This is a genomic window from Streptomyces sp. NBC_00859, assembly GCF_045161865.1.
In the GTDB taxonomy this organism is placed as follows: domain Bacteria; phylum Actinomycetota; class Actinomycetes; order Streptomycetales; family Streptomycetaceae; genus Streptomyces.
On sequence record NZ_CP108826.1, the window covers coordinates 6,048,115 to 6,071,894 of the forward strand.

Annotated in this window: 20 protein-coding genes; 16 read left to right on the forward strand and 4 right to left on the reverse strand. The window is 70.8% G+C overall.

Annotation, left to right across the window (positions count from 1 at the left end; translation table 11 throughout):
- Window positions 1-11 precede the first annotated feature (11 nt).
- The 3 genes from OG584_RS26500 (at window position 12) to OG584_RS26510 (ending at window position 2,190) form a co-directional block, all read left to right on the forward strand.
- On the forward strand, window positions 12-644 hold the full coding sequence (locus OG584_RS26500; protein WP_405781488.1) for an SAV_6107 family HEPN domain-containing protein: 633 nt from the start codon (window positions 12-14) through the stop codon (window positions 642-644).
- A 146-nt stretch (window positions 645-790) separates the two neighbouring features.
- Window positions 791-1,549, forward strand: coding sequence for a methyltransferase (locus OG584_RS26505; protein ID WP_405781490.1), 759 nt, complete (start codon window positions 791-793; stop codon window positions 1,547-1,549).
- Window positions 1,550-1,797: 248 nt separating this feature from the next.
- Entirely contained in the window at window positions 1,798-2,190 is a 393-nt protein-coding gene (locus OG584_RS26510) for a DUF3040 domain-containing protein (RefSeq protein ID WP_405781491.1), read from the forward strand.
- Between the two features lie 135 nt (window positions 2,191-2,325).
- Here the strand turns inward: OG584_RS26510 and OG584_RS26515 are convergent, their stop codons facing one another.
- The 4 genes from OG584_RS26515 to OG584_RS26530 form a co-directional block, all read right to left on the reverse strand.
- A complete protein-coding gene (locus OG584_RS26515) occupies window positions 2,326-4,740 on the reverse strand; it encodes a DUF3488 and DUF4129 domain-containing transglutaminase family protein (protein WP_405781493.1) in 2,415 nt (804 codons plus the stop codon).
- A complete protein-coding gene (locus tag OG584_RS26520) occupies window positions 4,737-6,107 on the reverse strand; it encodes a DUF58 domain-containing protein (protein WP_405781494.1) in 1,371 nt (456 codons plus the stop codon). The genes OG584_RS26515 and OG584_RS26520 overlap by 4 nt, the downstream gene beginning before the upstream one ends.
- On the reverse strand, window positions 6,107-7,102 hold the full coding sequence (locus tag OG584_RS26525) for an AAA family ATPase (RefSeq protein WP_405781495.1): 996 nt from the start codon (window positions 7,100-7,102) through the stop codon (window positions 6,107-6,109). The genes OG584_RS26520 and OG584_RS26525 overlap by 1 nt, the downstream gene beginning before the upstream one ends.
- A gap of 276 nt (window positions 7,103-7,378) precedes the next feature.
- Window positions 7,379-7,960, reverse strand: a complete 582-nt coding sequence (locus OG584_RS26530) for a beta-class carbonic anhydrase (RefSeq protein WP_405781497.1) — start codon at window positions 7,958-7,960, stop codon at window positions 7,379-7,381.
- Window positions 7,961-8,383: 423 nt separating this feature from the next.
- On the opposite strand from OG584_RS26530, the gene rsmH reads away from it, so the two are divergent.
- The 13 genes from rsmH to OG584_RS26595 all read left to right on the forward strand — a co-directional run bounded on the left by rsmH (window position 8,384) and on the right by OG584_RS26595 (window position 23,697).
- Window positions 8,384-9,340, forward strand: a complete 957-nt coding sequence (gene rsmH / locus OG584_RS26535; protein WP_405781498.1) for a 16S rRNA (cytosine(1402)-N(4))-methyltransferase RsmH — start codon at window positions 8,384-8,386, stop codon at window positions 9,338-9,340.
- Window positions 9,337-9,858 carry a hypothetical protein gene (locus OG584_RS26540; RefSeq protein ID WP_405781499.1) on the forward strand — a complete coding sequence of 174 codons (522 nt, stop codon included), beginning with the start codon at window positions 9,337-9,339 and terminating at the stop codon, window positions 9,856-9,858. Before rsmH ends, OG584_RS26540 begins: the two co-directional genes overlap by 4 nt.
- 4 nt (window positions 9,859-9,862) lie before the next feature.
- Window positions 9,863-11,818 carry a peptidoglycan D,D-transpeptidase FtsI family protein gene (locus OG584_RS26545; protein ID WP_405781500.1) on the forward strand — a complete coding sequence of 652 codons (1,956 nt, stop codon included), beginning with the start codon at window positions 9,863-9,865 and terminating at the stop codon, window positions 11,816-11,818.
- Between the two features lie 14 nt (window positions 11,819-11,832).
- Window positions 11,833-13,506 (forward strand): UDP-N-acetylmuramoyl-L-alanyl-D-glutamate--2,6-diaminopimelate ligase, encoded by a 1,674-nt coding sequence (locus tag OG584_RS26550; protein ID WP_405781502.1) that lies wholly within the window; start codon window positions 11,833-11,835, stop codon window positions 13,504-13,506.
- Between the two features lie 4 nt (window positions 13,507-13,510).
- Window positions 13,511-14,932 (forward strand): UDP-N-acetylmuramoyl-tripeptide--D-alanyl-D-alanine ligase, encoded by a 1,422-nt coding sequence (gene murF, locus OG584_RS26555; protein ID WP_405781504.1) that lies wholly within the window; start codon window positions 13,511-13,513, stop codon window positions 14,930-14,932.
- Window positions 14,929-15,999, forward strand: a complete 1,071-nt coding sequence (gene mraY, locus OG584_RS26560) for a phospho-N-acetylmuramoyl-pentapeptide-transferase (protein ID WP_405781505.1) — start codon at window positions 14,929-14,931, stop codon at window positions 15,997-15,999. Before murF ends, mraY begins: the two co-directional genes overlap by 4 nt.
- Before the next feature lie 32 nt (window positions 16,000-16,031).
- Window positions 16,032-17,405: a UDP-N-acetylmuramoyl-L-alanine--D-glutamate ligase gene (gene murD, locus OG584_RS26565; RefSeq protein ID WP_405784301.1), complete on the forward strand. Its 1,374-nt coding sequence runs from the start codon at window positions 16,032-16,034 to the stop codon at window positions 17,403-17,405.
- A 74-nt stretch (window positions 17,406-17,479) separates the two neighbouring features.
- Entirely contained in the window at window positions 17,480-18,802 is a 1,323-nt protein-coding gene (ftsW, locus tag OG584_RS26570; RefSeq protein WP_405781506.1) for a putative lipid II flippase FtsW, read from the forward strand.
- A 6-nt stretch (window positions 18,803-18,808) separates the two neighbouring features.
- Window positions 18,809-19,903 (forward strand): undecaprenyldiphospho-muramoylpentapeptide beta-N-acetylglucosaminyltransferase, encoded by a 1,095-nt coding sequence (murG, locus tag OG584_RS26575; protein WP_405781508.1) that lies wholly within the window; start codon window positions 18,809-18,811, stop codon window positions 19,901-19,903.
- A 17-nt stretch (window positions 19,904-19,920) separates the two neighbouring features.
- Window positions 19,921-20,727: a cell division protein FtsQ/DivIB gene (locus tag OG584_RS26580; protein WP_405781510.1), complete on the forward strand. Its 807-nt coding sequence runs from the start codon at window positions 19,921-19,923 to the stop codon at window positions 20,725-20,727.
- A gap of 274 nt (window positions 20,728-21,001) precedes the next feature.
- Window positions 21,002-22,210, forward strand: coding sequence for a cell division protein FtsZ (ftsZ, locus tag OG584_RS26585; protein WP_405781511.1), 1,209 nt, complete (start codon window positions 21,002-21,004; stop codon window positions 22,208-22,210).
- 32 nt (window positions 22,211-22,242) lie between these two features.
- On the forward strand, window positions 22,243-22,971 hold the full coding sequence (gene pgeF / locus OG584_RS26590; protein ID WP_405781513.1) for a peptidoglycan editing factor PgeF: 729 nt from the start codon (window positions 22,243-22,245) through the stop codon (window positions 22,969-22,971).
- Window positions 22,972-22,977: 6 nt separating this feature from the next.
- The gene (locus tag OG584_RS26595) at window positions 22,978-23,697 is read left to right on the forward strand and encodes a YggS family pyridoxal phosphate-dependent enzyme (RefSeq protein WP_405781515.1); all 720 of its coding nucleotides are present in this window, start codon (window positions 22,978-22,980) and stop codon (window positions 23,695-23,697) included.
- The last annotated feature ends 83 nt before the right edge of the window (window positions 23,698-23,780 follow it).

Below are 23,780 nucleotides of genomic sequence, written 5' to 3' on the forward strand. Positions count from 1 at the left end.
GAGGTTCCGTCATGGCCAGCTCGCACGCCGCATCAGCGCACCGGCACCGTGTCACCGCCCCTGCCCCTTCGCCCGCCGCTTCCGCCGATCCGTCCCGCGCCGCCGCACCGGCGTCGCCGGCTCTCTTCACGCCCGCCTCCCCGGTCCCGCCCCCCTCCTCCGCACCGGCCGACATCCACCCGGTCGCGCGGCGCTCCTCCGCTCCCGCGGCCGCTCTCGACCTGCTGTCCCAGGCCCGCGCCGGGCTGGACGAGGCCGCCACGCTCGGGACGCCGAACGAGCGTTACGCCACAGCCCATCTCGCCGCCCTGCGCACCGCTGCCGCGGTCCTCGCGTCGCGCGCCGTGCCGGAGGACGTCCCCCGCCGGAGGGCGGGCGCTTCCCGGCGCCGCCGGAACACCATCCGTACCGCCTGGGAGCTGCTGCCCGAGCTCGCGCCGGAGCTGACCGAGTGGAGCGCGCTCTTCGCCTCCGGCGCGGGGCGCAGGGCCAGGGCGGAGGCGGGCATACCGGGCGCGGCAGGCAGCCGCGACGCCGACGATCTGCTGCGTGACGCGGCCATGTTCCTGCGCCTCGTCGAGCGGCTGCTGGCCCTCCAGCCGGTGCTGCCGCAGCCGAGGAGCGAGCAACCCCACGGCGGGTGAGCCGGCAGGCCGGGGCGCGGCCCATCCGCGGCGCCCCGGCCACGCGCGGTGATCAGGGAGACCTGCGAAGGCAATAGGGTGGGAGCCAGTCTTTGCTGTCTACGGCCCGCCGTCCGCGGCGGCACCGCGCCGAGGAGTCAACCGCCGTGTCGGACCAGCTGCGCCCCCGCGCCTCCCTTCGTACCGCCGTGGTGTGGGACGTACTCAAGGACGCTCTCGACCGCCGGGCCGAAGCGACCGGCCGGTCCGCCCTGGACGTGCTCGACACCGGTGGCGGCACCGGGAACTTCGCCGTGCCCGTCGCCCGCCTCGGGCACCGGGTCACCGTGGTCGACCCCAGCCCCAACGCGCTCTTCGGCCTGGAGCGCAGGGCTGCGGAGGCCGGGGTCGCGGACCAGGTGCACGGGGTGCAGGGCGATGTGCTCGGCCTGTTCGACGTGGTGGAGCGCGGCGGATACGACGCGGTGCTCTGCCACGGCGTCCTCGAATACGTGGAGGACCCGGCCGAGGGCATCAGGAACGCGGTGGAGGCGCTCCGACCGGCCGGCGCGCTCAGCCTGCTCGCCGCCGGGCTCGGCGGCGCCGTCCTGGCCAGGGCGCTGGCCGGGCACTTCGGTGAAGCCCGGCAGGCCCTGACGGACCCGGCCGGACGCTGGGGCGACGGCGACCCGGTGCCCAGGCGCTTCACCGCCGAACAGCTCACCGGGCTGGTCACCACAGCCGGTGTGGAGGTCGGCGCGGTGCACGGGGTCCGGGTCTTCGCCGACCTCGTTCCCGGGGTCCTGGTCGACACCGAGCCCGGCGCCCTGGAGGCCCTGCTGAAGCTGGAGGCCGCCGCAGCGGAGCTGCCCGCCTTCCACTCGGTCGCCACCCAGCTGCACGTCCTGGGCGAGAAGCAGGGTTGATCAGCAGTGCAGTCACGCACGGACTGACACACAGGCCCCCCATACGGGGGCTAGTCCCCGTATGATCGGGGTAACCATCCGGCATGACGGTCCGGCCGTCGGGGAGTGCACGCCCCGGCAGCTGCGCCTGCGTGGCGGCCCGGATGGTGATTTGGCGTAGAGGGCGGGTTTCACGGGGGCGAATCCCTGCCTATTCTGGAAGGGCCGCATCACGGTCGTACCCCGCGACCGACGAGTAGGAGGACTCCGTGCCGCTCTCGGAGCACGAGCAGCGCATGCTCGAGCAGATGGAGCGAGCGCTGTACGCCGAAGATCCCAAGTTCGCGACAGCGCTTGAGGGAAGCGGGCTGCGTACGTACACCCGTCGCCGGGTGTACCAGGCGATCGCTGGCTTTCTGGTGGGTATCGCCCTCCTCATGGCCGGAATGGTCGCTCAGCAGATCTGGATCAGTGTGGTGGGGTTCCTCGTCATGCTCGGCTGCGCAGTGCTCGCTGTCACCGGATGGCGCAAAGCGCCCAAGCCCGGTGAGCAGCAACAGGCCGGAGGCCCGGCCACGGGCCGCCAGGCCAGGAAACACCGTTCAGTGATGAACCGCATCGAGGAGCGGTGGCAGCGCCGCCGCGACGAACAGGGCCGCTGACCGGCACCGTCACCGGCATTCGGGGCCGCGGAGGCACCGCACGGCCCTGTGCGCGCAATGTGTCAGCCGATGAGGGGCGACCGCCCGAGAGCGGTCGCCCCTCATCCGTGCTGTCGCCCCGCCCCCGCCTCGGCCTCAGCCGCGCTGCCGGGAGGGCCGCAGACGCGCCACCCACCGGTCGAGACCGGCCCGGCGCCGGTCCCAGCGGTCGGACGCGCGTTCCCTGCGGCGGGAGATCTCCCACACCACCCGTACGGACGAGCGCGGCGCCAGCACCGCACGGACCCGTGCCGCCCGGCCCGCTCCCGCCCGCAGCGCGGCCCGGATCAGCAGGACGTCATCGGTGAGAGCGCCGGCCTCACCGGGGTGCGGCGCGTACAGCACCTGTTCCACCGCACGGGCTGCCCGGTGCACCGCATCGGCCGCCGGCCCGGACAGCTCACCGGTCCGTACGATCCGGGCGGCCGACTTGCGCGGTGTCAGCGAGTCGTCGTGCTGGGTCCCGTAGTCCCAGGCCGAGTCAGTGATCTCCTGCCAGGCCGACAGCGTCCGCTCGGCGGCGTCCGCGGGCGTCCGCCCGCCGGAACCCAGCCGCCGGGCACGCGCCCGGATCCGCCAGAGCATCGGCAGCAGAAGCAGCAGGACCAGGAGCAGCGCGGCCAGCGGTACACCCACCGCTGTCGTCAGCGAGGTACCCCCGCCGGGCGGCGGCGCCGCGCCGCTCTGCGCCGCCGCCCCGCACCCCTTGCGCAGCTGCGGCGGGCAGGCGGACGTCGCGGACGGTGTCGCCGCCGGACCGGCCGATGACGTGGCCTCCGGCTCCGCCGGTGACACCGGACTGTCGGACGAGTCGTCCTCACGGGTGTAGGACGGTACGGAACCACGGGTCGGGGTCGGCTCGAAGCGGGTCCAGCCCACTCCCTCGAAGTACAGCTCCGGCCAGGCGTGCGCGTCACGCAGCCCGACCGACATCGTGCCGTCAGGCTGTGCGGTGCCCGGGGTGAAGCCCACCGCGACCCTGGCGGGGATGTGCAGCGTCCTGGCCATCGCCGCCATGGTGAAGGCGAAATGGACGCAGAAGCCCTGCTTCTGCTTCAGGAAGCGTGCTATGGCGGCGGTGCCGGTGCCCGACTGCACCTGGGTGTCGTAGGTGAAACCGCCGTCGGACGCGAACCAGTCCTGCAGCTTGACCGCGCGCTGGTAGTCGTTGGCCGCGCCCGCCGTCACCTTGTCCGCCGTGGCCCTCACCACGTCGGGCAGCGAGCCGGGCACCTCCGTGTACTCCCTCAGGAGCGCGGCCGACGGCTGCGGGGCCGAGGCCAGCTGCGCCGCCGTCGGCCGGACGGTCAGACTGTTCACGCCGTACTGGACACCACGGGTGGTCTGCCCGCGGTCACCCACGAGCGTCCGCCCGGCCGGCTCGAATCGCCAGCGGCCCCTGATGTCCACCTTCGTGGCCGGATAGGGGAGCGGCAGCCAGTTCTGCGCGTACCAGCCGGCCGCCGAGATGTTGGTCTTGACCTCGGTGGTGGCCACATCGGAGCCGAGGCCCTGCGGACCGGGCAGCTCCTTCGGAACGTCCTGGATCCGGCGCTCCGAGGACTTCCACGCGGTGCCGTCGAACTGATCGAGCGAGACGATCCGCAGATACATCCCGTCGGTGTCGGCGGCGTTGGTGCGGTAGCGCATCACCTCGCGGTCATCGGACTGGGTGAGGCTGTTCTGCAGCGAGACCAGCGGGTTGACCGCTGAGATGGTCCCGCCACCGCCGCCCGGCCCGGTGCCGCGTCCCGCGCCGCCGAGCAGCCCGGTGTCCATCGCGGGCAGGGCGGCGGGGACGACCAGAGCGAAGCCCAGCGCGACCACCCCGATACGCCGGCCCGTACGGACCGGCGCCGACGGGCCGCCGGCGGCGTCCGCGAACCCGGTGGAGCCACGCCCGCGGGGGCCCGGCGGGCCGCCGAAGACCCGTCCCCACCGGGAGAGCCTCTCCTTGCTCTCGGCCAGCAGGAGCAGCAGATAGCCGGCCGCGGCGAGCACGAACCACAGCCAGGCCGCACCGCCCTGCGAGATGCCCGCCGCCACGGAATACAGGGCGAGCAGCGGCAGTCCGGCCGGTGCGGCACTGCGGAACGTCACCGCCAGCGAGTCCACCAGCAGTCCGACCAGCAGCACCCCGCCGAACAGCATCAGCTTGATGTTCCCGGTCGTCGGCGCAGGTATGGAGTACTGCCCTATGTCGTCGGCGCCCGCCCGCAGCATCGCCCCGAAGTGCTCCACGGCCTCCGGCCCCGGCACGATGCCGCCGAGTGCCTGGCCGCGCGCGAACACCAGCGTGAGCATCAGCAGCGCGGTCACCGCCTGCGCCGCCACGGTCAGCGGCCGGGCCAGCGGCACCCGCCGGGTGAGCGCGCCCACCCCGCTCTGGACCGCCAGCAGCAGAGCGGCCTGAAAGATCCACGAGACGGGCTGCACGAGCGGAAGCAGTGCGCACGTGGCCAGCATCGTGGCGGCGTAGGCGCACAGCGCCAGCCTCGCGCGGCCGCTCATGACCATCCCCCCGTCGCCGTTACCGCCGTACCGCCGTGCCAGGACGCCGAGTCCGTACCGCCCCGCTCTCGGCCCGCCTGCCGCCACAGCTCGGGGAGCGCCGCCCCTGGCCGGACCTCCAGAGCGGTCCACCCCGCCTCGCGCAGCAGCCGCAGCGTGCGGGAGCCCTGCTCCGCCGGGGCGTCCGGGTGCACCCAGGCGTCACTGTTCAGCACGAAGGCGACAGCCGCCCCGCTGCGCTGCCGCATCCTGGCCGCGACCGCCGCCTGCTCCTCGTCCAGGCTGCCGAAGAAGGCGACCAGCAGGCCTTCGTTCCCGCCCCGCAGCACATCGTACGAACGGGAGAGGCCGGTGCCGTCGGAGTGTCCGACGACGGCGAGTGTGTCCATCATCAGCCCCGCGGAGTCGGCGGACTCCTGGGTCGCCCCGGCGAAGCCGCCGGAGCCCTCGCCCGGCACCGAGCTGCCCGTGTCCGTCAGCAGCCGTACCGAGAAGCCCCGTTCCAGGACGTGTGCCACCGCGGAGGCCGCCCCCGAGACGGCCCACTCGAAGGCCGAGTCGGGGCCGCCGCCCCGGTACGCGCCCCGACGGGTGTCGAGCAGCACCGTGCAGCGGGCCCGCTGCGGCTGCTCCTCGCGGCGCACCATCAGCTCCCCGTACCGGGCGGTGGAGCGCCAGTGCACCCGGCGCAGGTCGTCGCCGTGCCGGTAGCCGCGCGGAATGACGTCGTCCTCGCCCGCCAGCGCGAGCGAGCGCTGTCTGCCGTCCCCGTGCCCGGCCGCCTCACCGGTGAGCCGGACCGGGGGCAGCGGCTCGGTCCTGGGAACCACCGTCAGCGTGTCGTGCGCGCTGAACGACCGCGTCAGCTCGCACATCCCGAACGGATCGGTGAGCCGCAGCTGGAGCGGCCCCAGCGGATAGCGTCCCCGCAGATCGGAGCGGACCCGGTACGACACCTCGCGCCGCCCCCCGGCCTCCACCCTGTCCAGCACGAAACGCGGCCGCGGCCCCAGGACGTAGGGCACCCGGTCCTGGAGCATCAGCAGCCCCGTGGGGAGCCGCGAGACATTGTCCATCCGCAGGTGGACGCGGGCCTCGGACCCGGCAGGCACTCTGGCGGGCGAGAGCCGCCTGCTGGCGGCGACGCGGTAGCGCGTACGGAACAGCACGGCCACGCACACCAGTGGCAGCACGGCGAGCAGCAGCCCCACCCGCAGCAGATCGCTCTGCCCCAGGACGTACGCGCAGACCACCGCGGCGACACCCGCCGCAAGGAACGACCGGCCGCGGGTGGTCAGCCCGGACAGCGCGGTCCGCAGCCCGCCCCTGTCCTCGTCGGCGGCGGCCGGAGCACCCCCGACGGCCATCACAGCCGCCGGGCGCCGGGCTGCTGGTTGTTGTACGCGGGGACCGGCGTCTGCTGGAGGATCTCCAGGACGACCTGCTCCGCGGTGCGGCGGTTCAACTGGGCCTGGGCGGTGGGCAGCAGCCGGTGCGCGAGGACCGCGACGGCCAGTGCCTGGACGTCGTCGGGCAGCGCGTACTCCCGTGCGCTGAGCGCCGCCGCGGCCTTGGCCGCCCGCAGCAGATGCAGAGTGGCACGCGGTGACGCGCCGAGTCTGAGATCCGGGTGGCTGCGAGTGGCCGTCACCAGCTGCACCGCGTATCTGCGGACCGAGTCCGCGACATGCACCGCGCGCACCGTGTCGATGAGCTTCAGGATCTCGTGGGCGTGCGCCACCGGCTGGAGGTCGTCCAGCGGTGAGACGGCGCCGTGGACGTCGAGCATGCGCAGCTCGGCCTCGGGGCTGGGATAGCCGATGGACACCCGTGCCATGAACCGGTCGCGCTGCGCCTCGGGGAGCGGGTAGGTGCCCTCCATCTCCACCGGGTTCTGGGTGGCCACCACCATGAACGGGCTCGGCAGTTCGTATGTCTGCCCGTCGATGGTGACCTGGCGCTCCTCCATCGACTCGAGCAGCGCCGACTGGGTCTTCGGGGACGCGCGGTTGATCTCGTCGCCGATCACGATCTGCGCGAAGATGGCCCCCGGCTTGAACTCGAAGTCGCGACGCTGCTGGTCGAAGATCGAGACACCGGTGATGTCCGACGGCAGCAGGTCAGGCGTGAACTGGATGCGCCGCACCGAGCAGTCGACGGTGCGGGCCAGCGCCTTGGCCAGCATGGTCTTGCCGACGCCCGGCACATCCTCGATGAGGAGATGTCCCTCGGCGAGCAGCACGGTCAGCGAAAGCCGTACGACCTCAGGCTTGCCCTCGATCACACCCTCCACCGACCTGCGGATACGCTCCGCCGTGGTCGTCAGATCCGTGAGGCTCGCTCGATCGTCATAGGTCGTCACCCGGCCCTCCTCGGCCCTACTCCCGCGCTCCTGAGAAGCAGGGGATACCCCATTCGCGGGCCGGGCACCGCGCACGGCCCGCCCCGGCCCGAACAGCGGACGCCCCGCCCGGAGGGATCCGGACGAGGTGTCTGCCCCCGCATTGTCGTCGCCGTTACCGCTTCGTGTCACTCGCCTGTGGACAAGTGGGCGGGATATGTCGCGGGTTGCTGTGATTCCGGGCTGCCGGGCTGCCGTCCGGACCCCGGTGACCAGGTCCTGACGACGGCCCGGCGCTCACTCCTGGCGGCCGGGCGCGGCCGGGGCGATCTCCCGCAGGAGACCGGTCCGCACGTCGAAGACGAAGCCGCGGACATCGTCGGTGTGCGGCAGGAACGGCGAGGTGCGTACCCGCTGCAACGACTGGCGCACGTCCTGGTCGACATCACGGAAGGACTCCACCGCCCAGGCGGGACGCTGTCCCACCTCCTCCTCCAGCTCGTTCCGGAAGTCCTCGGTGAGACTCTCCAGGCCGCAGCTGGTGTGGTGGATCAGTATGACGCTCCGGGTGCCCAGGGCGCGCTGGCTGATGGTCAGGGAGCGGATGGTGTCGTCGGTGACCACACCGCCCGCGTTGCGGATCGTGTGGCAGTCGCCGAGTTGGAGACCGAGAGCGGCGTGCAGATCGAGCCTCGCGTCCATGCACGCGACCACGGCGACCCGCAGTACGGGACGGGCGTCCATACCGGGGTCCTCGAATGCCGCGGCATACTGCCGGTTGGCCTCGACGAGCCGGTCGGTCACCGTCCCGCCGTCAGGTACGGCCGGGTGCGGGCGGGAAGGGGCGGGCTCTGCGGGAAGGTGCGCAGGAGTCGACATATGTACGACGGTAGCCGCAGCTGATCGAACGGTCCCGCCAGGGGGCGGGGAAATACCCCCGGCACGGGAGGTTGTGACCTAACCCACAAGGCCGAAGGGCGCTGCTCCATCCGGGTCGAAACCGGACGCGGCGGCGCGCTGGGCGGTTGATTGACCGGGGGGACCAGTGGACTAAAGTGACGCGAAGTGGGAGGCGTGAGCGTCGTCACGTACAACACGGGCGCACTCCTCACGGTCACTCACCCCGGACACACCTGCTTGACGGACACACCCCGCACACCCGCGCATGCGCGGCGTACGTACGGCCCGGCCCTCTCCCGCTCGCCGGCCGGCCGACGCCCTTCCCGGCGCCGGCGGGCCGTCCCCTTCCGAGCGGGCGGGGACCCGGCAGTACGTCCGACCGCGCCGTACCTGAGAGGGCGCATGAGCCAGTCCCGACATGTCCCGGTGATGCTCCAGCGATGCCTGGATCTGTTGGCCCCGGCCCTTGCCCAGCCCGGCGCGGTCGTCGTCGACTGCACCCTCGGCCTCGGCGGCCACAGCGAGGCGCTGCTCTCCACCTTCCCGGCGGCCCGGCTGGTCGCACTCGACCGGGACAAGGAGGCCCTGCGGCTCTCCGCAGAGCGGCTCGCGCCCTTCGGCGACCGGGCCACTCTCGTGCACGCCGTCTACGACGAGCTGCCCGAGGTACTGGACCGGCTGGACGTCCCGCGCGTCCAGGGAGTCCTCTTCGATCTGGGTGTCTCGTCGATGCAGCTCGACGAGGCCGGCCGCGGGTTCGCCTACTCCCAGGACGCCCCGCTCGACATGCGGATGGACCAGACGACGGGGGTCGGCGCCGCCGAGGTGCTCAACACCTACCCGCCGGGCGAGCTGGTCCGGATCCTGCGTGCGTACGGCGAGGAGAAGCAGGCCAAGCGGATCGTCTCCGCAGTCGTCCGGGAGCGCGAGAAGGAGCCCTTCACCAACAGCGCCCGGCTGGTCGAACTGATCCGCGACGCACTGCCGCAGGCCGCCAAGCGCACCGGCGGCAACCCCGCCAAGCGGACCTTCCAGGCTCTGCGTATCGAGGTCAACGGTGAACTCACCGGTCTTGAGCGGGCGATCCCGGACGCCGTGAAGGCACTCGCAGTCGGCGGACGCATCGCGGTCCTCTCGTACCACTCGCTGGAGGACCGCCTGGTCAAACAGGTCTTCGCGGCAGGCGCCGCCAACACCGCCCCGGCCGGGCTCCCGGTGGTGCCCGAGCGCTACCAGCCGCGCCTCAAACTCCTCACCCGCGGTGCGGAACTCCCTGCGGAGGAGGAGGTCGCGGACAACCGGCGCGCGGCACCCGCCCGGCTGCGGGGTGCACAGCGCATCCGCGAGGAGGCTCTGTGAGCAAGCCGTCCCGGGAACTGAAGGGCCGGGCCGCACGCCTTGCCGCGCTGATGCCCGCCGGGCCCGGCAGGGCGGCCCGGATGCCCTTCGTCCTCCTCGTCGTCGTGCTGCTCGGTGGCGGCCTGATCACGCTCCTGCTGCTCAACTCGGCACTGAACGAAGGTTCTTTCAAACTGAGCAAGGACCAGAAGCAGATCACCGAACTGACCGACGAGGAACAGGCGCTGCAACGGGAGGTCGACGACCGCTCCGCGCCCGGGTCGCTGGCGAAGCGGGCCCGCGAACTCGGCATGGTGCCGGGCGGCGGGCCGGTCTTCCTCAACACCGACGGTACGGTCATGGGGGTCGCCGCCGAGTCCACGGCGCAGCCCGCACCGCCGCCTCCGGCCGGGCCCGAGCCGTCCGCCGCCCCTTCGGCTCCCGCCCCGTCTGCCACCGGCGGCGCCGCCGGTGCACCCTCCGTGCCACCCGCGTCGGCGGGCACCCCGGCAGAGCCGACCCAGACCCCCGGCAGGTGACGCAGTGCCGTCCAAGGAACCCCCGCGCCGCCGCGTACCGGCCCCGGCCCGCCCGGCGCGGTCCAGCGCGCGCCCCGCACGCCCGGCGCAGCGCCGTCCGCGCCCCCCGCGGAAGAACGCGCAGAAGCTGCGGCTCGGCAGCCCGCGTCCCCGGCTGCGGCTGGTCAGCCTCGGCCTGACCCTCGTCATGGCGGTCTTCGTCGTGAGGCTGCTCCAGGTCCAGGCCATCGATGCCAGCGCCTACACCTCCAAGGCGGACAAGAACCGCTATCTGAGCCACACGCTGACCGCGGCCCGCGGGGAGATCACCGACCGCAGCGGGGTGGCCCTGGCCGCCAGCGTCGACGCGTACGACATCACGGCCGACCCCACGATGTTCAGCCGGGCCCAGAGCCACGCGACCGACGCCCCCGAGCAGGCCGGAGCGCTGCTCGCACCGATCCTCGGGCAGGACTCCGAGGCGATCGCCAGGAAACTCAGGACGCCCAACACCCGTTACGTGCTGCTGGCGAGCCGGCAGACCCCGCAGGTGTGGAACCAGATCAAGGACCTCAAGGGCGTCTTCGCGCAGAAGGCGGCCGCCGACAAGGCCAAGGGCGGCAAGGGCGCCGACGTCCTCGCCGGGCTGTTCCAGGAGCCGAGCACCAAGCGTGTCTACCCGAACGGCGATCTCGCCGCCGGGGTGCTCGGCTGGGTCAACGCGGCGGGCCAGGGCGCCGGAGGCCTGGAGTCCTCGCTGAACAAGGAGCTGGCCGGCCGCGACGGCAAGATCACCTACGCGCAGTCCGGCGGACGTACGGTGCCGACCGCCGGTGCCAGCGAGAAGCCGGCCGTCGCGGGTTCGGACGTCGAACTGACCCTGGACCGCGACATCCAGTGGGCGGCGCAGAGTGCGATCGCCGCCCAGGTGAAGAAGTCGAAGGCCGACCGCGGCTACGTGGTGGTGCAGGACACCCGGACCGGTGAGGTCCTGGCCATGGCCAACGCGCCCGGCTTCGATCCCAACGACCTGACCCACGCCAGCCCCTCCGCGCTCGGCAACGCCGCGCTCCAGGACGCCTTCGAGCCCGGCTCCACCAGCAAGATCATGTCCATGGCCGCCATCATCCAGCAGGGGGTGGCCACTCCGACGACCCATGTCACCGTCCCCAACCGGCTGCACCGCGGGGACCGGCTCTTCAGTGACGACGTCGACCACGACACCTGGTCGCTGACGCTCAACGGCGTACTGGCCAAGTCCAGCAACATCGGCACCATCGAGGCCGCGGGGCAGCTCGGCAGCACCCAGCCGCAGGCCAACCGGGTCCTCTACTCCTACCTGCACAAGTTCGGCATCGGCAGCCCCACCGGAGTCGGCTTCCCCGGCGAGACCCCGGGGATCCTCGCCAAGCCGCAGGACTGGTCGACGTCCCAGCAGTACACGATCCCGTTCGGGCAGGGGCTCTCGCTCAACGCGCTGCAGGCGGCTTCCGTGTACTCCACGATCGCCAACGGCGGCGTACGGGTGGAGCCTTCCCTGATCAGCGGTACCAAGGGCCCCGACGGCCGCTTCACACCGTCGCCGGCCCCGAAGAAGACCCGGGTCGTGAGTGCGCGGACGGCGAGTACGGTCTCCCGGATGCTGGAGTCGGTCGTCAGCGATGTGGAGGGCACCGGTATCTCCGCCCGTATCCCCGGCTACCGGGTCGCGGGCAAGACGGGGACGGCCAACCGGGTGGACCCGAAGACGGGCCGCTACCGGGGATACACCGCCTCCTTCGCGGGCTTCGCGCCCGCGGACAAGCCCCGGGTCACCGTCTACTGCGCCATCCAGAACCCGACCAGCGGGAGCTACTTCGGGGGCTCGACCTGCGGCCCCGTCTACAAAAAGGTCATGGAGTTCGCCCTCAAGACGCTCCAGACCCCGCCGACCGGCAAGAAGGCCGACCCACTGCCGGTCACCTTCGGCCCCCACCAGTGACCCAGGAGGCCTCAGTGACGACCATCACCCCGGAGCCGGGGAACCGGAACACCCCCGGACCCTCACTTCGCGGGGAGCCCGGTCCGCCCGGTACGCTCACCGCCGTGCCACACGCTGATCAGTACCAAATCGCCCAGAAAGACCTTTCTGTGACCTATCCGGGAGCACCCCGTCCGGCCGAGGTCCGACCGACCCCTCTGGGGGATCTGGCAGGACGACTGGGCGTTACGCCGACGGGCGCCGCTGAGGTCACCGGCATCACCCACGACTCGCGGGCGGTACGCCCCGGAGACCTGTACGCCGCACTTCCGGGTGCCCGGCTGCACGGTGCCGACTTCGTGGAGCAGGCGGCAGGCCTGGGGGCCGCCGCCGTACTCACGGACCCCACGGGTACCGAGAGGGCCACGGCCACCGGGCTTCCCGTGCTGACCGTCCCCGAACCCCGGGCAGTGATGGGCCAGCTGGCCGCGGAGATCTACGGCCACCCCGGCCGCGACCTCCTCCAGATCGGCATCACCGGCACATCGGGCAAGACCACCACCGCCTATCTGGTCGAGGGCGGTATCCGGGCGGCCGGGCACCTCAGTGGCCTCATCGGAACGGTCGAGATGCGGATCGGCGACGAACGCATCAAGTCCGAGCGCACCACCCCCGAAGCCACCGATCTGCAGGCGCTCTTCGCGGTCATGTGCGAGCGCGGTGTCGACACGGTGGCCATGGAGGTCTCCAGCCACGCGCTGGTGCTCGGCAGGGTCGACGCCTGTGTCTTCGATGTCGCGGTCTTCAACAACCTCAGCCCGGAGCACATGGAGTTCCACTCCGGGATGGAGGACTACTTCCAGGCCAAGGCGCAGCTGTTCACCCCGCTGCGCAGCAAGGTCGGAGTCGTCAACTACGACGACGAGTACGGCCGGCGGCTCGTCGACGAGGCGACCGTCCCCGTCGTCACCTTCTCCGCCGAGGGCCACCCCGACGCCCACTGGCGGGCCGAGCACGTCGAAGTCGCGCTGTTCACCAGCACCTTCACCGCGGTCGGCCCCGAGGGGCAGCGCATCGCCGCGAAGTCGCCGCTGGCCGGCCCCTTCAACGTGGCCAACACCCTCGCTGCGATCGCCACCCTCGCCGTCGCGGGTTTCGACCCGCAGACCGCGGCCGACGGCATCGCGGCCGTCCCCGGCGTACCGGGCAGGCTGGAGCGGGTGGACGCCGGGCAGCCGTATCTCGCCGTCGTCGACTACGCGCACAAGACGGACGCCGTCGAGTCGGTGCTGCGCGCCCTGCGCAAGGTCACTGAGGGCAGCCTGCACATCGTGCTCGGCTGCGGCGGCGACCGCGACCGGACCAAACGCGGTCCGATGGGCGCGGCGGCGGCCCGGCTCGCCGACACCGCCGTACTGACATCCGACAACCCCCGCGGCGAGGACCCCCTCGCGATCCTCGCCGCGATGATCGCCGGTGCCGCAGAGGTGCCGGTGCACGAGCGCGGCGACGTCCTGATCGACTCCGACCGTGCGGCAGCCATCGCCGCGGCGGTCGCCCGTGCCCGGCCCGGTGACACCGTGCTGGTGGCGGGGAAGGGTCATGAGCAGGGCCAGGACATCGCCGGAGTGGTACGCCCCTTCGACGACCGCCAGGTCCTCCGCGCAGCAATCGAGCGCGCAGCAATCGAGAACAACAGTCAGGGATGACCAAGTGATCACCCTCTCCCTCGCCGAGATCGCCGACATCATCGGCGGGCAGTCCCACGACATACCGGATCCGTCCGTCCTGGTCACCGGTCCCGTCGTCACCGACTCCCGCGAGGTGCGGCCGGGCAGTCTCTTCGTCGCGTTCGCCGGTGAGCGCGTCGACGGCCACGATTACGCGCGGAGCTCCGCCGAAGCGGGTGCGGTGGCCGTGCTGGCCACCCGCCCCGTCGGAGTGCCGGCCATCGTGGTGCCCGACGTGACCGCCGCGCTCGGGACGCTCGCGCGTACCGTCGTGGAACGCCTGGGTACCGAAGTCGTCGCGCTCACCGGCTCCGCCGGCAAGACGTCGACCAAGGACCTGATCGCCCAGCTCCTGGAGCGCAAGGGGCCGACGGTCTACCCGGCGGGCAATCTGAACAACGAGATCGGCCTGCCGCTCACCGCGCTGCGGGCCGACGAGAACACCCGCTACCTGGTTCTCGAAATGGGTGCGCGCTACATCGGCGACATCCGTTACCTCACCGGCCTCGTGCCGCCGAAGACCGGTCTCGTCCTGAACGTGGGGACCGCGCACATCGGTGAGTTCGGAGGACGCGAGCAGATCGCCCAGGCCAAGGGCGAGATGGTCGAGTCGCTTCCGGAGCACGGCGTGGCCGTGCTCAACGCCGATGACCCGCTCGTACGGGCCATGTCCTCGCGTACCAAGGCGCGCGTGCTGCTCTTCGGAGAGGCGGAGGAAGCGGACGTACGTGCCGAGAAGGCCCGGCTCACCGAGACCGGACAGGCCGCCTTTACGCTGCACACACCCACCGGGTGCAGTGATGTGACGTTGCGCCTGTACGGTGAGCACCACGTGTCGAACGCGCTCGCCGCGGCCGCCGTCGCACATGAGTTGGGCATGTCCGCAGACGAGATCGCCACGGCGCTCTCCGAAGCCGGCACGCTCTCCCGTTGGCGCATGGAGGTCACCGAGCGTCCGGACGGTGTGACGGTTGTCAACGACGCCTACAACGCGAACCCCGAATCCATGCGAGCCGCGCTGCGTGCGCTGGCGGCCATGGGCAAGGCCTCACAGGCAAAGGGGGGGCGCACGTGGGCGGTGCTCGGCCAGATGGCCGAGCTCGGTGACGAGTCGCTCGCCGAGCACGACGCGGTCGGACGGCTGGCCGTCCGGCTCAACGTGAGCAAGCTCGTGGCAGTCGGGGGCAGGGAAGCGTCCTGGCTGCAACTGGGCGCCTATAACGAGGGTTCGTGGGGTGAGGAGTCGGTGCACGTGTCCGACGCGCAGGCGGCCGTCGACCTGTTGCGCAGTCAACTGCGTGAGGGAGACGTCGTGCTGGTGAAGGCGTCCAGGTCGGTGGGGTTGGAGCAGGTGGCTTTCGCCCTGCTCGACGGTGGTACCGAGGGCGAGGTCGCCGCCCGATGAAGCAGATTCTCTTCTCGGGGGTCATCGGACTCTTCCTGACCCTGGTCGGCACTCCGCTGCTGATCAAGCTCCTGGCCCGCAAGGGCTACGGGCAGTTCATCCGGGACGACGGACCGCGCGGCCACCACGGCAAGCGCGGTACCCCGACCATGGGTGGTATCGCCTTCATCCTGGCCACGATCATCGCGTACCTCGTCACCAAGCTGATCACCGGCGCCCCGATGACGTTCTCGGGTGTGCTGGTGCTCTTCCTGATGGCGGGGATGGGGCTGGTCGGGTTCCTCGACGACTACATCAAGATCGTCAAGCAGCGTTCGCTGGGGCTCCGGGCCAAGGCCAAGATGGCCGGCCAGCTGATCGTGGGCATCGCCTTCGCCGTACTGGCACTGATGTTCAAGGACTCCCGCGGCTACACGCCGGCCTCCACGAAACTCTCCTTCGTCTCGGACTTCGGCTGGTCGATCGGCCCGGTGCTGTTCGTCGTCTGGGCACTGTTCATGATCCTGGCCATGTCGAACGGTGTGAACCTCACGGACGGCCTCGACGGCCTCGCCACGGGCGCCTCCGTGATGGTCTTCGGCGCGTACACCTTCATCGGTGTCTGGCAGTTCCAGGAGTCCTGCGCCAACGCTGCGACCCTGACCAACCCCAGCGCCTGTTTCGAGGTCAGAGACCCACTCGACCTGGCAGTTGTCGCATCGGCCCTGATGGGCGCCTGCTTCGGCTTCCTGTGGTGGAACACCTCACCGGCCAAGATCTTCATGGGCGACACCGGTTCACTGGCACTGGGCGGCGCGCTCGCCGGGCTCGCCATCTGCTCCCGCACCGAGTTCCTGATGGCCATCCTCGGCGGCCTCTTCGTCCTGATCACCATGTCCGTCGTGATCCAGGTCGGCTCGTTCAAGATGACCGGCAAGCGCGTGTTCAAGATGGCGCCGCTCCAGCACCACTTCGAACTCAAGGGGTGGTCCGAAGTCCTTGTCGTGGTCCGCTTCTGGATCATCCAGGGCATGTGCGTCATCGTCGGCCTCGGACTCTTCTACGCGGGCTGGGCGGCAGCCAAGTGAACTGGCAGGGCAAGCGCGTCACGGTGGCGGGCATGGGTGTCTCCGGGCTTCCGGCGGCGCGCGCCCTGCACGGCCTCGGCGCAGAGGTCACCGTCGTCAACGAGGGCGCGGACGAGCGGGCCCGCGCCCAGGCCGCCGAACTCACCGCACTGGGCGTCACGGTGCGCCTCGGCGACGGGGCGTCCCTGCCCGACGGCACCGAACTGGTCGTCACCGCCCCCGGCTGGCGGCCCGACAAGCCGCTCTTCCTGGCGGCGGCCGAAGCGGGCGTACCGGTCTGGGGCGACGTCGAACTCGCCTGGCGGCTGCGGCGTCCGGGCGCCGCGCCCTGGCTGGCCGTCACCGGCACCAACGGCAAGACGACGACCGTACGGATGCTCGCGTCGATCCTGCGGGCCGCCGGGCTGCGTACCGAGGCAGTCGGCAACATCGGCGTCTCGCTCCTCGACGCCGTACTCGGCGACGAGGAGTACGACGTCCTTGCCGTGGAGCTCTCCAGCTACCAGCTGCACTGGGCGCCCAGCCTGCGCGTCCACTCGGCCGCCGTGCTGAACCTGGCCCCGGACCACCTCGACTGGCACGGCTCCATGGAGGCCTACGCGGCCGACAAGGGCCGGGTCTACGAAGGCAACACCGTCGCCTGCGTCTACAACGCCGCGGACCCGGCCACCGAGGACCTGGTGCGCGCGGCGGACGTCGAGGAGGGCTGCCGGGCCATCGGCTTCACGCTCGGTACGCCGGGGCCCTCGCAGCTCGGCGTGGTCGACGGGATCCTGGTGGACCGTGCCTTCGTGGCCGGAAGGCAGAAGCAGGCCCAGGAGCTCGCCGAGGTCGCGGACATCGACCCGCCGGCCCCGCACAACATCGCCAACGCCCTCGCGGCCGCCGCGCTGGCCCGCGCCTACGGCGTGGCACCCGCCGCCGTGCGCGACGGGCTGCGCTCCTTCCGGCCGGATCCGCACCGCATCGAGAAGGTGGCGGACATCGCGGAAGTCGCGTACGTCGACGACTCCAAGGCGACCAACACCCATGCCGCCGAGGCTTCCCTGGCGGCCTACGAGCCGATCGTCTGGATCGCGGGCGGCCTCGCCAAGGGAGCGAGCTTCGACGGCCTCGTCACCGGGGCCGCGAAGCGGCTGCGGGGCGTCGTGCTGATCGGCGCCGAGCGGGCCCTCATCGCCGAAGCCCTCGCGCGACACGCCCCGGAAGTACCGGTGGTCGACCTCGACCGGACCGACACTGGGGCCATGCCGGCGGCGGTCCGGGAGGCGGCACGGCTCGCCAGGCCGGGGGACACAGTCCTGCTGGCCCCGGCCTGCGCCTCGATGGACATGTTCACCAACTACAACAGGCGCGGTGAGGCATTCGCCGATGCCGTACGCGAGTTGGCCGCCGAGAGCGGCTAGGAGGGCGTCTCCTGGCCGGCGTACGGCCCCGCGCCGGGACCCGGCGAAGCCGGCCACGAGTGGAGGGGACTGACATGCCGGTCAAGGACAGAGGCGGGCGTGGCGGCGCCGGGACGGCCCACCGCCCGTCAGCGGTCCGGCGCGGCTCCACGCCGCGCGGCAGCAGCCAGCTCCGCCGCACCTACGAACAGGCACGCAGCACCCTGGACCGTCCTCTGACGGCCTACTACCTCCTGGTGGGCTCCGCCCTCCTGATCACGGTGCTCGGCCTGGTGATGGTCTACTCCGCCTCGATGATCAAGGCGTTGGAAATCTCCGAGCCCGGCTCGTTCTTCTTCCGCAAGCAGCTCTTCGCCGCGGTGCTCGGTGGCGTTCTCGCGTTCCTCGCGACCCGGATGCCCGTGAAGCTGCACCGGGCCTTCGCCTATCCGATGCTCGCGGGCACCGTCTTCCTGATGGTGCTCGTACAGGTGCCGGGGATAGGGCGTTCGGTCAACGGAAACCAGAACTGGATCTCGCTGGGCGGCCCGTTCATGCTCCAGCCGAGCGAGTTCGGCAAGCTCGCCCTGATCCTCTGGGGCGCCGACCTGCTCGCGCGTAAGCAGGACAAGAAGCTGCTCACGCAGTGGAAGCACCTGCTCGTGCCGCTCGTTCCGGTCGCCTTCATGCTGCTCGGACTGATCATGCTCGGCGGCGACATGGGCACCGCGATCATCCTCACCGCGATCCTCTTCGGGCTGCTGTGGCTCGCGGGAGCGCCCACCCGGATGTTCGCGACGGTTCTCGGTATCGCCGCGACGATGACTTTCCTGCTGATCAAGACCAGCCCGAACCGGATGGGCCGGCTCGGCTGCATCGGCGCCACCGATCCGGGCCCGCAGGACCAGTGCTGGCAGGCTGTGCACGGAATCTACGCGCTCGCGTCGGGCGGCTGGTTCGGATCCGGACTGGGTGCGAGTGTGGAGAAATGGGGCCAACTCCCCGAGCCCCACACGGACTTCATCTTCGCTGTCACCGGGGAGGAACTGGGTCTTGCGGGCACTCTGTCGGTACTCGGCCTCTTCGCGGCTCTAGGCTATGCGGGTATCCGCGTGGCCGGACGCACGGAGGACCCCTTCGTGAGGTACGCAGCGGGAGGTGTGACCACCTGGATCACGGTCCAGTCCGTGATCAACATTGGTGCGGTGCTCGGCCTGCTGCCGATCGCCGGTGTCCCGCTCCCGCTGTTCTCCTACGGGGGCTCGGCCCTGCTGCCGACCATGTTCGCCGTCGGGCTGCTGATCGCCTTCGCGCGGTCGGAACCCGCAGCGAAAACGGCTCTGGCCTTGCGGAGGCCCGGGGTGAGATGGAAGTCGATGAGACGGCGCGTCAAGAAGCGTCCGTCCGGAGAGCGGTGAATTTCGGTGCATGTCGTACTCGCCGGCGGGGGGACCGCCGGCCACATCGAGCCGGCGCTCGCCCTTGCGGATGCCCTGCGCAGGCAGGACCCGACCGTGGGTATCACGGCCCTCGGCACGGAGCGCGGTCTCGAAACCCGTCTCGTGCCCGAGCGGGGTTACGAGTTGGGTCTCATCCCCGCCGTACCTCTGCCGCGCAAGCCCACCCCTGAGCTGATCACCGTCCCCGGGCGGCTGCGCGGGACGATCAAGGCCGCCGAGCAGATCCTGGAGCGGACCAAGGCCGACTGCGTCGTCGGCTTCGGCGGTTACGTGGCACTGCCCGGCTATCTCGCCGCCAAGCGGCTCGGGGTGCCGATCGTCGTGCATGAGGCCAATGCCAGGCCCGGACTTGCCAACAAGATCGGCTCCCGGTACGCGGCGGCCGTGGCCGTGTCCACGCCGGACAGCAAGCTCCGCGGTGCCCGCTACATCGGCATCCCGCTGCGCCGCACCATCGCTGTCCTCGACCGGGCCAGGGTCCGCCCCGAGGCGCGCGCCGCCTTCGGCCTCGACCCCAACCTGCCCACGCTGCTCGTCTCCGGCGGCTCGCAGGGCGCCCGCCGCCTCAACGAGGTCGTCCAGCAGGTCGCTCCGGTGCTCCAGCGGTCCGGGATCCAGATCCTGCACGTGGTCGGTCCGAAGAACGAACTGCCGCGTGTCGACAACATGCCGGGTATGCCGCCCTACCTCCCGGTACCGTACGTGGACCGGATGGATCTCGCCTACGCCGCGGCCGACATGATGCTCTGCCGTGCCGGCGCGATGACCGTGGCCGAACTCTCCGCCGTCGGGCTGCCCGCCGCCTATGTGCCGTTGCCGATCGGGAACGGCGAACAGCGGCTCAACGCCCAGCCGGTGGTCAACGCGGGCGGCGGACTGCTGGTGGACGACGCCCAGCTGACCCCCGAGTGGGTCCAGGGCAACGTCCTTCCGGTTCTCGCCGATCCGCACCGGTTGTTCGAGATGTCCCGCGCTGCCGCCGAGTTCGGCCGCCGGGACGCCGATGATCTGCTTGTCGGAATGGTGTACGAGGCGATTGCGGCACGCCGGCAGGCGTGACGCCCGAAGGAGCGAGCGTGGCCGGACCGACGACCGCACAGCGCGGTGAACGCAATCCAGCGGCGGAGTCCGGCCGCGCCGGCCCCAAGGGGCCGGGCAGGCCCTCCGGCCGTCTCCGGCCACGCGGCAGGGGCCTGGTGATCCTGGTGCTCGTTGTCCTGCTGCTTCTGGTCGGTGGCGGTATCTGGGCGCTCTACGGCTCTTCCTGGCTGCGCGTGGAGCAAATTCGCTCCAGTGGGATGCGGGTTCTGACCCGGCACCAGGTGGAGTCTGCTGCGGCTGTTCCGATCGGCGATCCGTTGATTTCTGTCGATACGGATGCGATGGAGAACCGGCTTCGGAAGAAATTGCCCCGAATCGACTCGGTGGTGGTCACTCGTTCATGGCCGCACGGCATCAGCCTGAAAGTGACCGAGCGAAAGCCGGTACTGCTGATGAAGTCAGGCGGTAAGTTCACAGAAGTGGACGCGAAGGGCGTGCGTTTCGCCACAGTCGAAAACGCTCCCCGCAGTGTGCCCGTACTCGAATTGACTGCGGCTCAGTCACCGAGCCTCCGGCGCTTCGGCGCCGACAGGCTGCGGGTCGAGGCGGTCCGGGTCGCCGGGGAACTTCCGTCCGCTGTCGCCCGCGACACCCTTTTCGTCCGGGTCAGTTCATACGACTCCATCTCGCTGCAGCTGTCCGGGCACCGCACGGTGGCCTGGGGGAGCGGCGAGTTCGGTACGGCGAAGGCCCGCTCGCTCATTGCGTTGATGAAAGCCGCCCCGAAGGCGGCGCACTTCGACGTGAGCGCCCCCACCGCCCCCGCCGTGTCGGGGAGTTGACGCACATCGCTGCTGGCCAGCACCCTGGTTGGTCAGCGCAACGGCTGATCACATAGGGTGAAAAGAAAAACGGGAGGTTCGGCGTGTTCATTGAACGTGCGCCACTTGTCGACTTAGTGTCCTGTTCGGAGAGTCCAAGGAGCAGACACACTGGTAACCCTGAACTTCACGGTTAGGGTTCGGGTCGGCGTTCGGACCGTCCCATCGGCATCCGTCGTCGCTACGCGGCAAACGCGCAGCGGCGACACGTAACTCGAGGCGAGAGGCCTTCGACGTGGCAGCACCGCAGAACTACCTCGCAGTCATCAAGGTCATCGGTGTCGGCGGCGGTGGTGTCAATGCCATCAACCGAATGATCGAGGTCGGCCTCAAGGGCGTCGAGTTCATCGCGATCAACACCGACGCACAGGCCCTGTTGATGAGCGACGCCGACGTCAAGCTCGACGTCGGCCGTGAACTGACCCGGGGCCTCGGCGCCGGGGCCAACCCGGCAGTCGGTCGCAAGGCGGCAGAGGACCACCGTGAGGAGATCGAGGAGGTCCTCAAGGGGGCCGACATGGTCTTCGTCACCGCAGGAGAAGGCGGCGGCACCGGCACCGGCGGCGCACCCGTCGTCGCCAACATCGCCCGCTCGCTGGGCGCACTCACCATCGGCGTGGTCACCCGCCCCTTCACTTTCGAAGGCAGGCGCCGCGCCAACCAGGCGGAGGACGGCATCGCCGAACTCCGCGAAGAAGTCGACACCCTGATCGTCATCCCCAACGACCGACTGCTGTCCATCTCGGACCGCCAGGTCAGCGTGCTGGACGCGTTCAAGTCCGCCGACCAGGTCCTGTTGTCGGGTGTTCAGGGGATCACCGACCTGATCACCACACCGGGCCTGATCAACCTCGACTTCGCAGACGTCAAGTCCGTGATGTCCGAGGCCGGATCGGCGCTCATGGGGATCGGCTCGGCGCGTGGCGACGACCGTGCGGTGGCCGCGGCGGAGATGGCGATCTCCTCGCCGCTCCTCGAAGCGTCCATCGACGGCGCACGTGGCGTGCTGCTCTCGATCTCCGGCGGTTCGGACCTCGGTCTCTTCGAGATCAACGAGGCCGCACAGCTGGTCAGCGAGGCCGCCCACCCCGAGGCCAACATCATCTTCGGCGCCGTCATCGACGACGCACTGGGCGACGAGGTGCGGGTGACGGTCATCGCGGCGGGCTTCGACGGCGGACAGCCGCCTACCCGCCGGGAGAGCGCCATCGGTTCGGGATCCGCCAAGCGTGAGGAGCCGATCCCGGTGCGGGCCGCCGAGGCGCCCCGCTCGCTCGGCGGACTGGGTGCGGTCACCCAGCGCGACGAGACCCCGGTACCGGCAGAGACCGAGCACGCGAACGAGGCCCCGGCAGCGCCGGTCGCCCCGCCGCAGGTCCCGCCGGCCCGTCCGTACCAGGACAGCCAGGCCGAAGAGCTGGACGTACCGGACTTCTTGAAGTGACACGGCGTCCCATAGCCGCGTACGACACCGCGATGTCCACGAACGGCGCGCACTTCGCTTTCACCGACAGGTGGGGCGGGGTGAGCGCCGTTCCGTACGAGGCGCTCAATCTCGGCGGGGCGGTCGGGGACGACCCGGCCGCGGTCGCCACGAACCGTGAACTCGCCGCGCACTCGCTGGGTATCGACCCGGCGAGTGTCGTCTGGATGAACCAGGTGCACGGGCGCGAGGTCGCGGTGGTCGACGGACCCTGGGCATCGGTTCTCGGTGACGGGGCCGGGATTCCTGCCGTGGACGCCGTCGTGACCACCCGCAGGGGGATCCCGCTCGCGGTACTCACCGCCGACTGCGTTCCCGTACTGCTCGCGGACCCGGTCGCGGGTGTGGTGGCGGCGGCGCACGCGGGCCGTCCCGGGCTGGTCGCCGGGGTTGTCCCGGCGGTGGTCGGCGCGATGGTCTCACTCGGCGCCGACCCCGGGCGGATCACGGCCCGCACCGGCCCGGCCGTCTGCGGACGCTGCTACGAAGTCCCCGCCGAGATGCGGGCCGAGGTCGCACGGACCGTGCCCGAAGCCTGGTCGGAGACGAGCTGGTCCACACCTGCGGTGGACGTCACCGCCGGTGTACTCGCCCAGCTGTCGGCGCTGGGAGTCGTGGACCGGCGGCATTCGCCGGTCTGCACCCTGGAGTCGGCCGACCACTTCTCCTACCGTCGCGACCGCACTACTGGGCGGCTCGCCGGATATGTCTGGCTGGACTGATAGGGCATGACGGACCGTAAGCACGAACTCATCGCAAATCTGGCCCGCGTGGAGGAACGAATCGTTTCCGCGTGCGCGTCCGCCGGCCGTAAGCGGGAGGAGGTGACGTTGATCGTGGTCACCAAGACGTATCCCGCGAGCGATGTGCGTCTTCTCTCGGAACTCGGTGTGCGGCAGGTGGCGGAGAACCGCGATCAGGACGCCGCCCCCAAGGCCGCGGAATGTGCGGATCTGCCCCTCTCCTGGCACTTTGTCGGTCAGCTTCAGACGAACAAGGTCCGTTCTGTTGCCAGTTATGCCGATGTGGTGCAGTCGGTGGACCGGGCCAGGCTTGTTACTTCTCTCTCAACGGCGGCAGTACGGGCCGGACGTGAACTGGGCTGTCTGGTGCAGGTCGCGCTCGACGCGGAGGCCGGAGGGCGGGGGGAGCGCGGCGGCGTCGCACCCGACGGCGTCGAGGAGTTGGCCGCTCTGGTGGCTGGCGCACCAGGGCTTCGGCTCGACGGCCTGATGACCGTCGCGCCGCTGGCCGGCCCGTATGCGGGACGGCAACAGGAGGCGTTCGGGCGGCTGATGGAAATTTCATCCAGCCTGCGCGCGGCGCATCCGGCTGCCAACATGGTGTCAGCAGGGATGAGTGCGGATCTCGAAGAGGCGGTGAAGGCGGGTGCGACACATGTCCGCGTCGGCACTGCGGTACTCGGCGTCCGTCCCCCGCTCGGGTAACGTCGCGAAGCAAGTCGGACCACAGCAGAAAATATGGTCATTCCCGCTGTTCGGCGGGCAGACCCAGTGGATCGCGGGCACTT

Coding starts and splice junctions, on each gene's coding strand:
- OG584_RS26500 (WP_405781488.1), top strand. CDS start 12: ATGGCCAGCTCGCACGCCGCATCAGCGCACCGGCACCGTGTCACCGCC.
- OG584_RS26515 (WP_405781493.1), bottom strand. CDS start 4,740: ATGAGCGGCCGCGCGAGGCTGGCGCTGTGCGCCTACGCCGCCACGATG.
- OG584_RS26520 (WP_405781494.1), bottom strand. CDS start 6,107: ATGGCCGTCGGGGGTGCTCCGGCCGCCGCCGACGAGGACAGGGGCGGG.
- OG584_RS26530 (WP_405781497.1), bottom strand. CDS start 7,960: ATGTCGACTCCTGCGCACCTTCCCGCAGAGCCCGCCCCTTCCCGCCCG.
- rsmH (WP_405781498.1), top strand. CDS start 8,384: ATGAGCCAGTCCCGACATGTCCCGGTGATGCTCCAGCGATGCCTGGAT.
- mraY (WP_405781505.1), top strand. CDS start 14,929: ATGAAGCAGATTCTCTTCTCGGGGGTCATCGGACTCTTCCTGACCCTG.
- murD (WP_405784301.1), top strand. CDS start 16,032: ATGGGTGTCTCCGGGCTTCCGGCGGCGCGCGCCCTGCACGGCCTCGGC.
- ftsW (WP_405781506.1), top strand. CDS start 17,480: ATGCCGGTCAAGGACAGAGGCGGGCGTGGCGGCGCCGGGACGGCCCAC.
- pgeF (WP_405781513.1), top strand. CDS start 22,243: ATGTCCACGAACGGCGCGCACTTCGCTTTCACCGACAGGTGGGGCGGG.
- OG584_RS26595 (WP_405781515.1), top strand. CDS start 22,978: ATGACGGACCGTAAGCACGAACTCATCGCAAATCTGGCCCGCGTGGAG.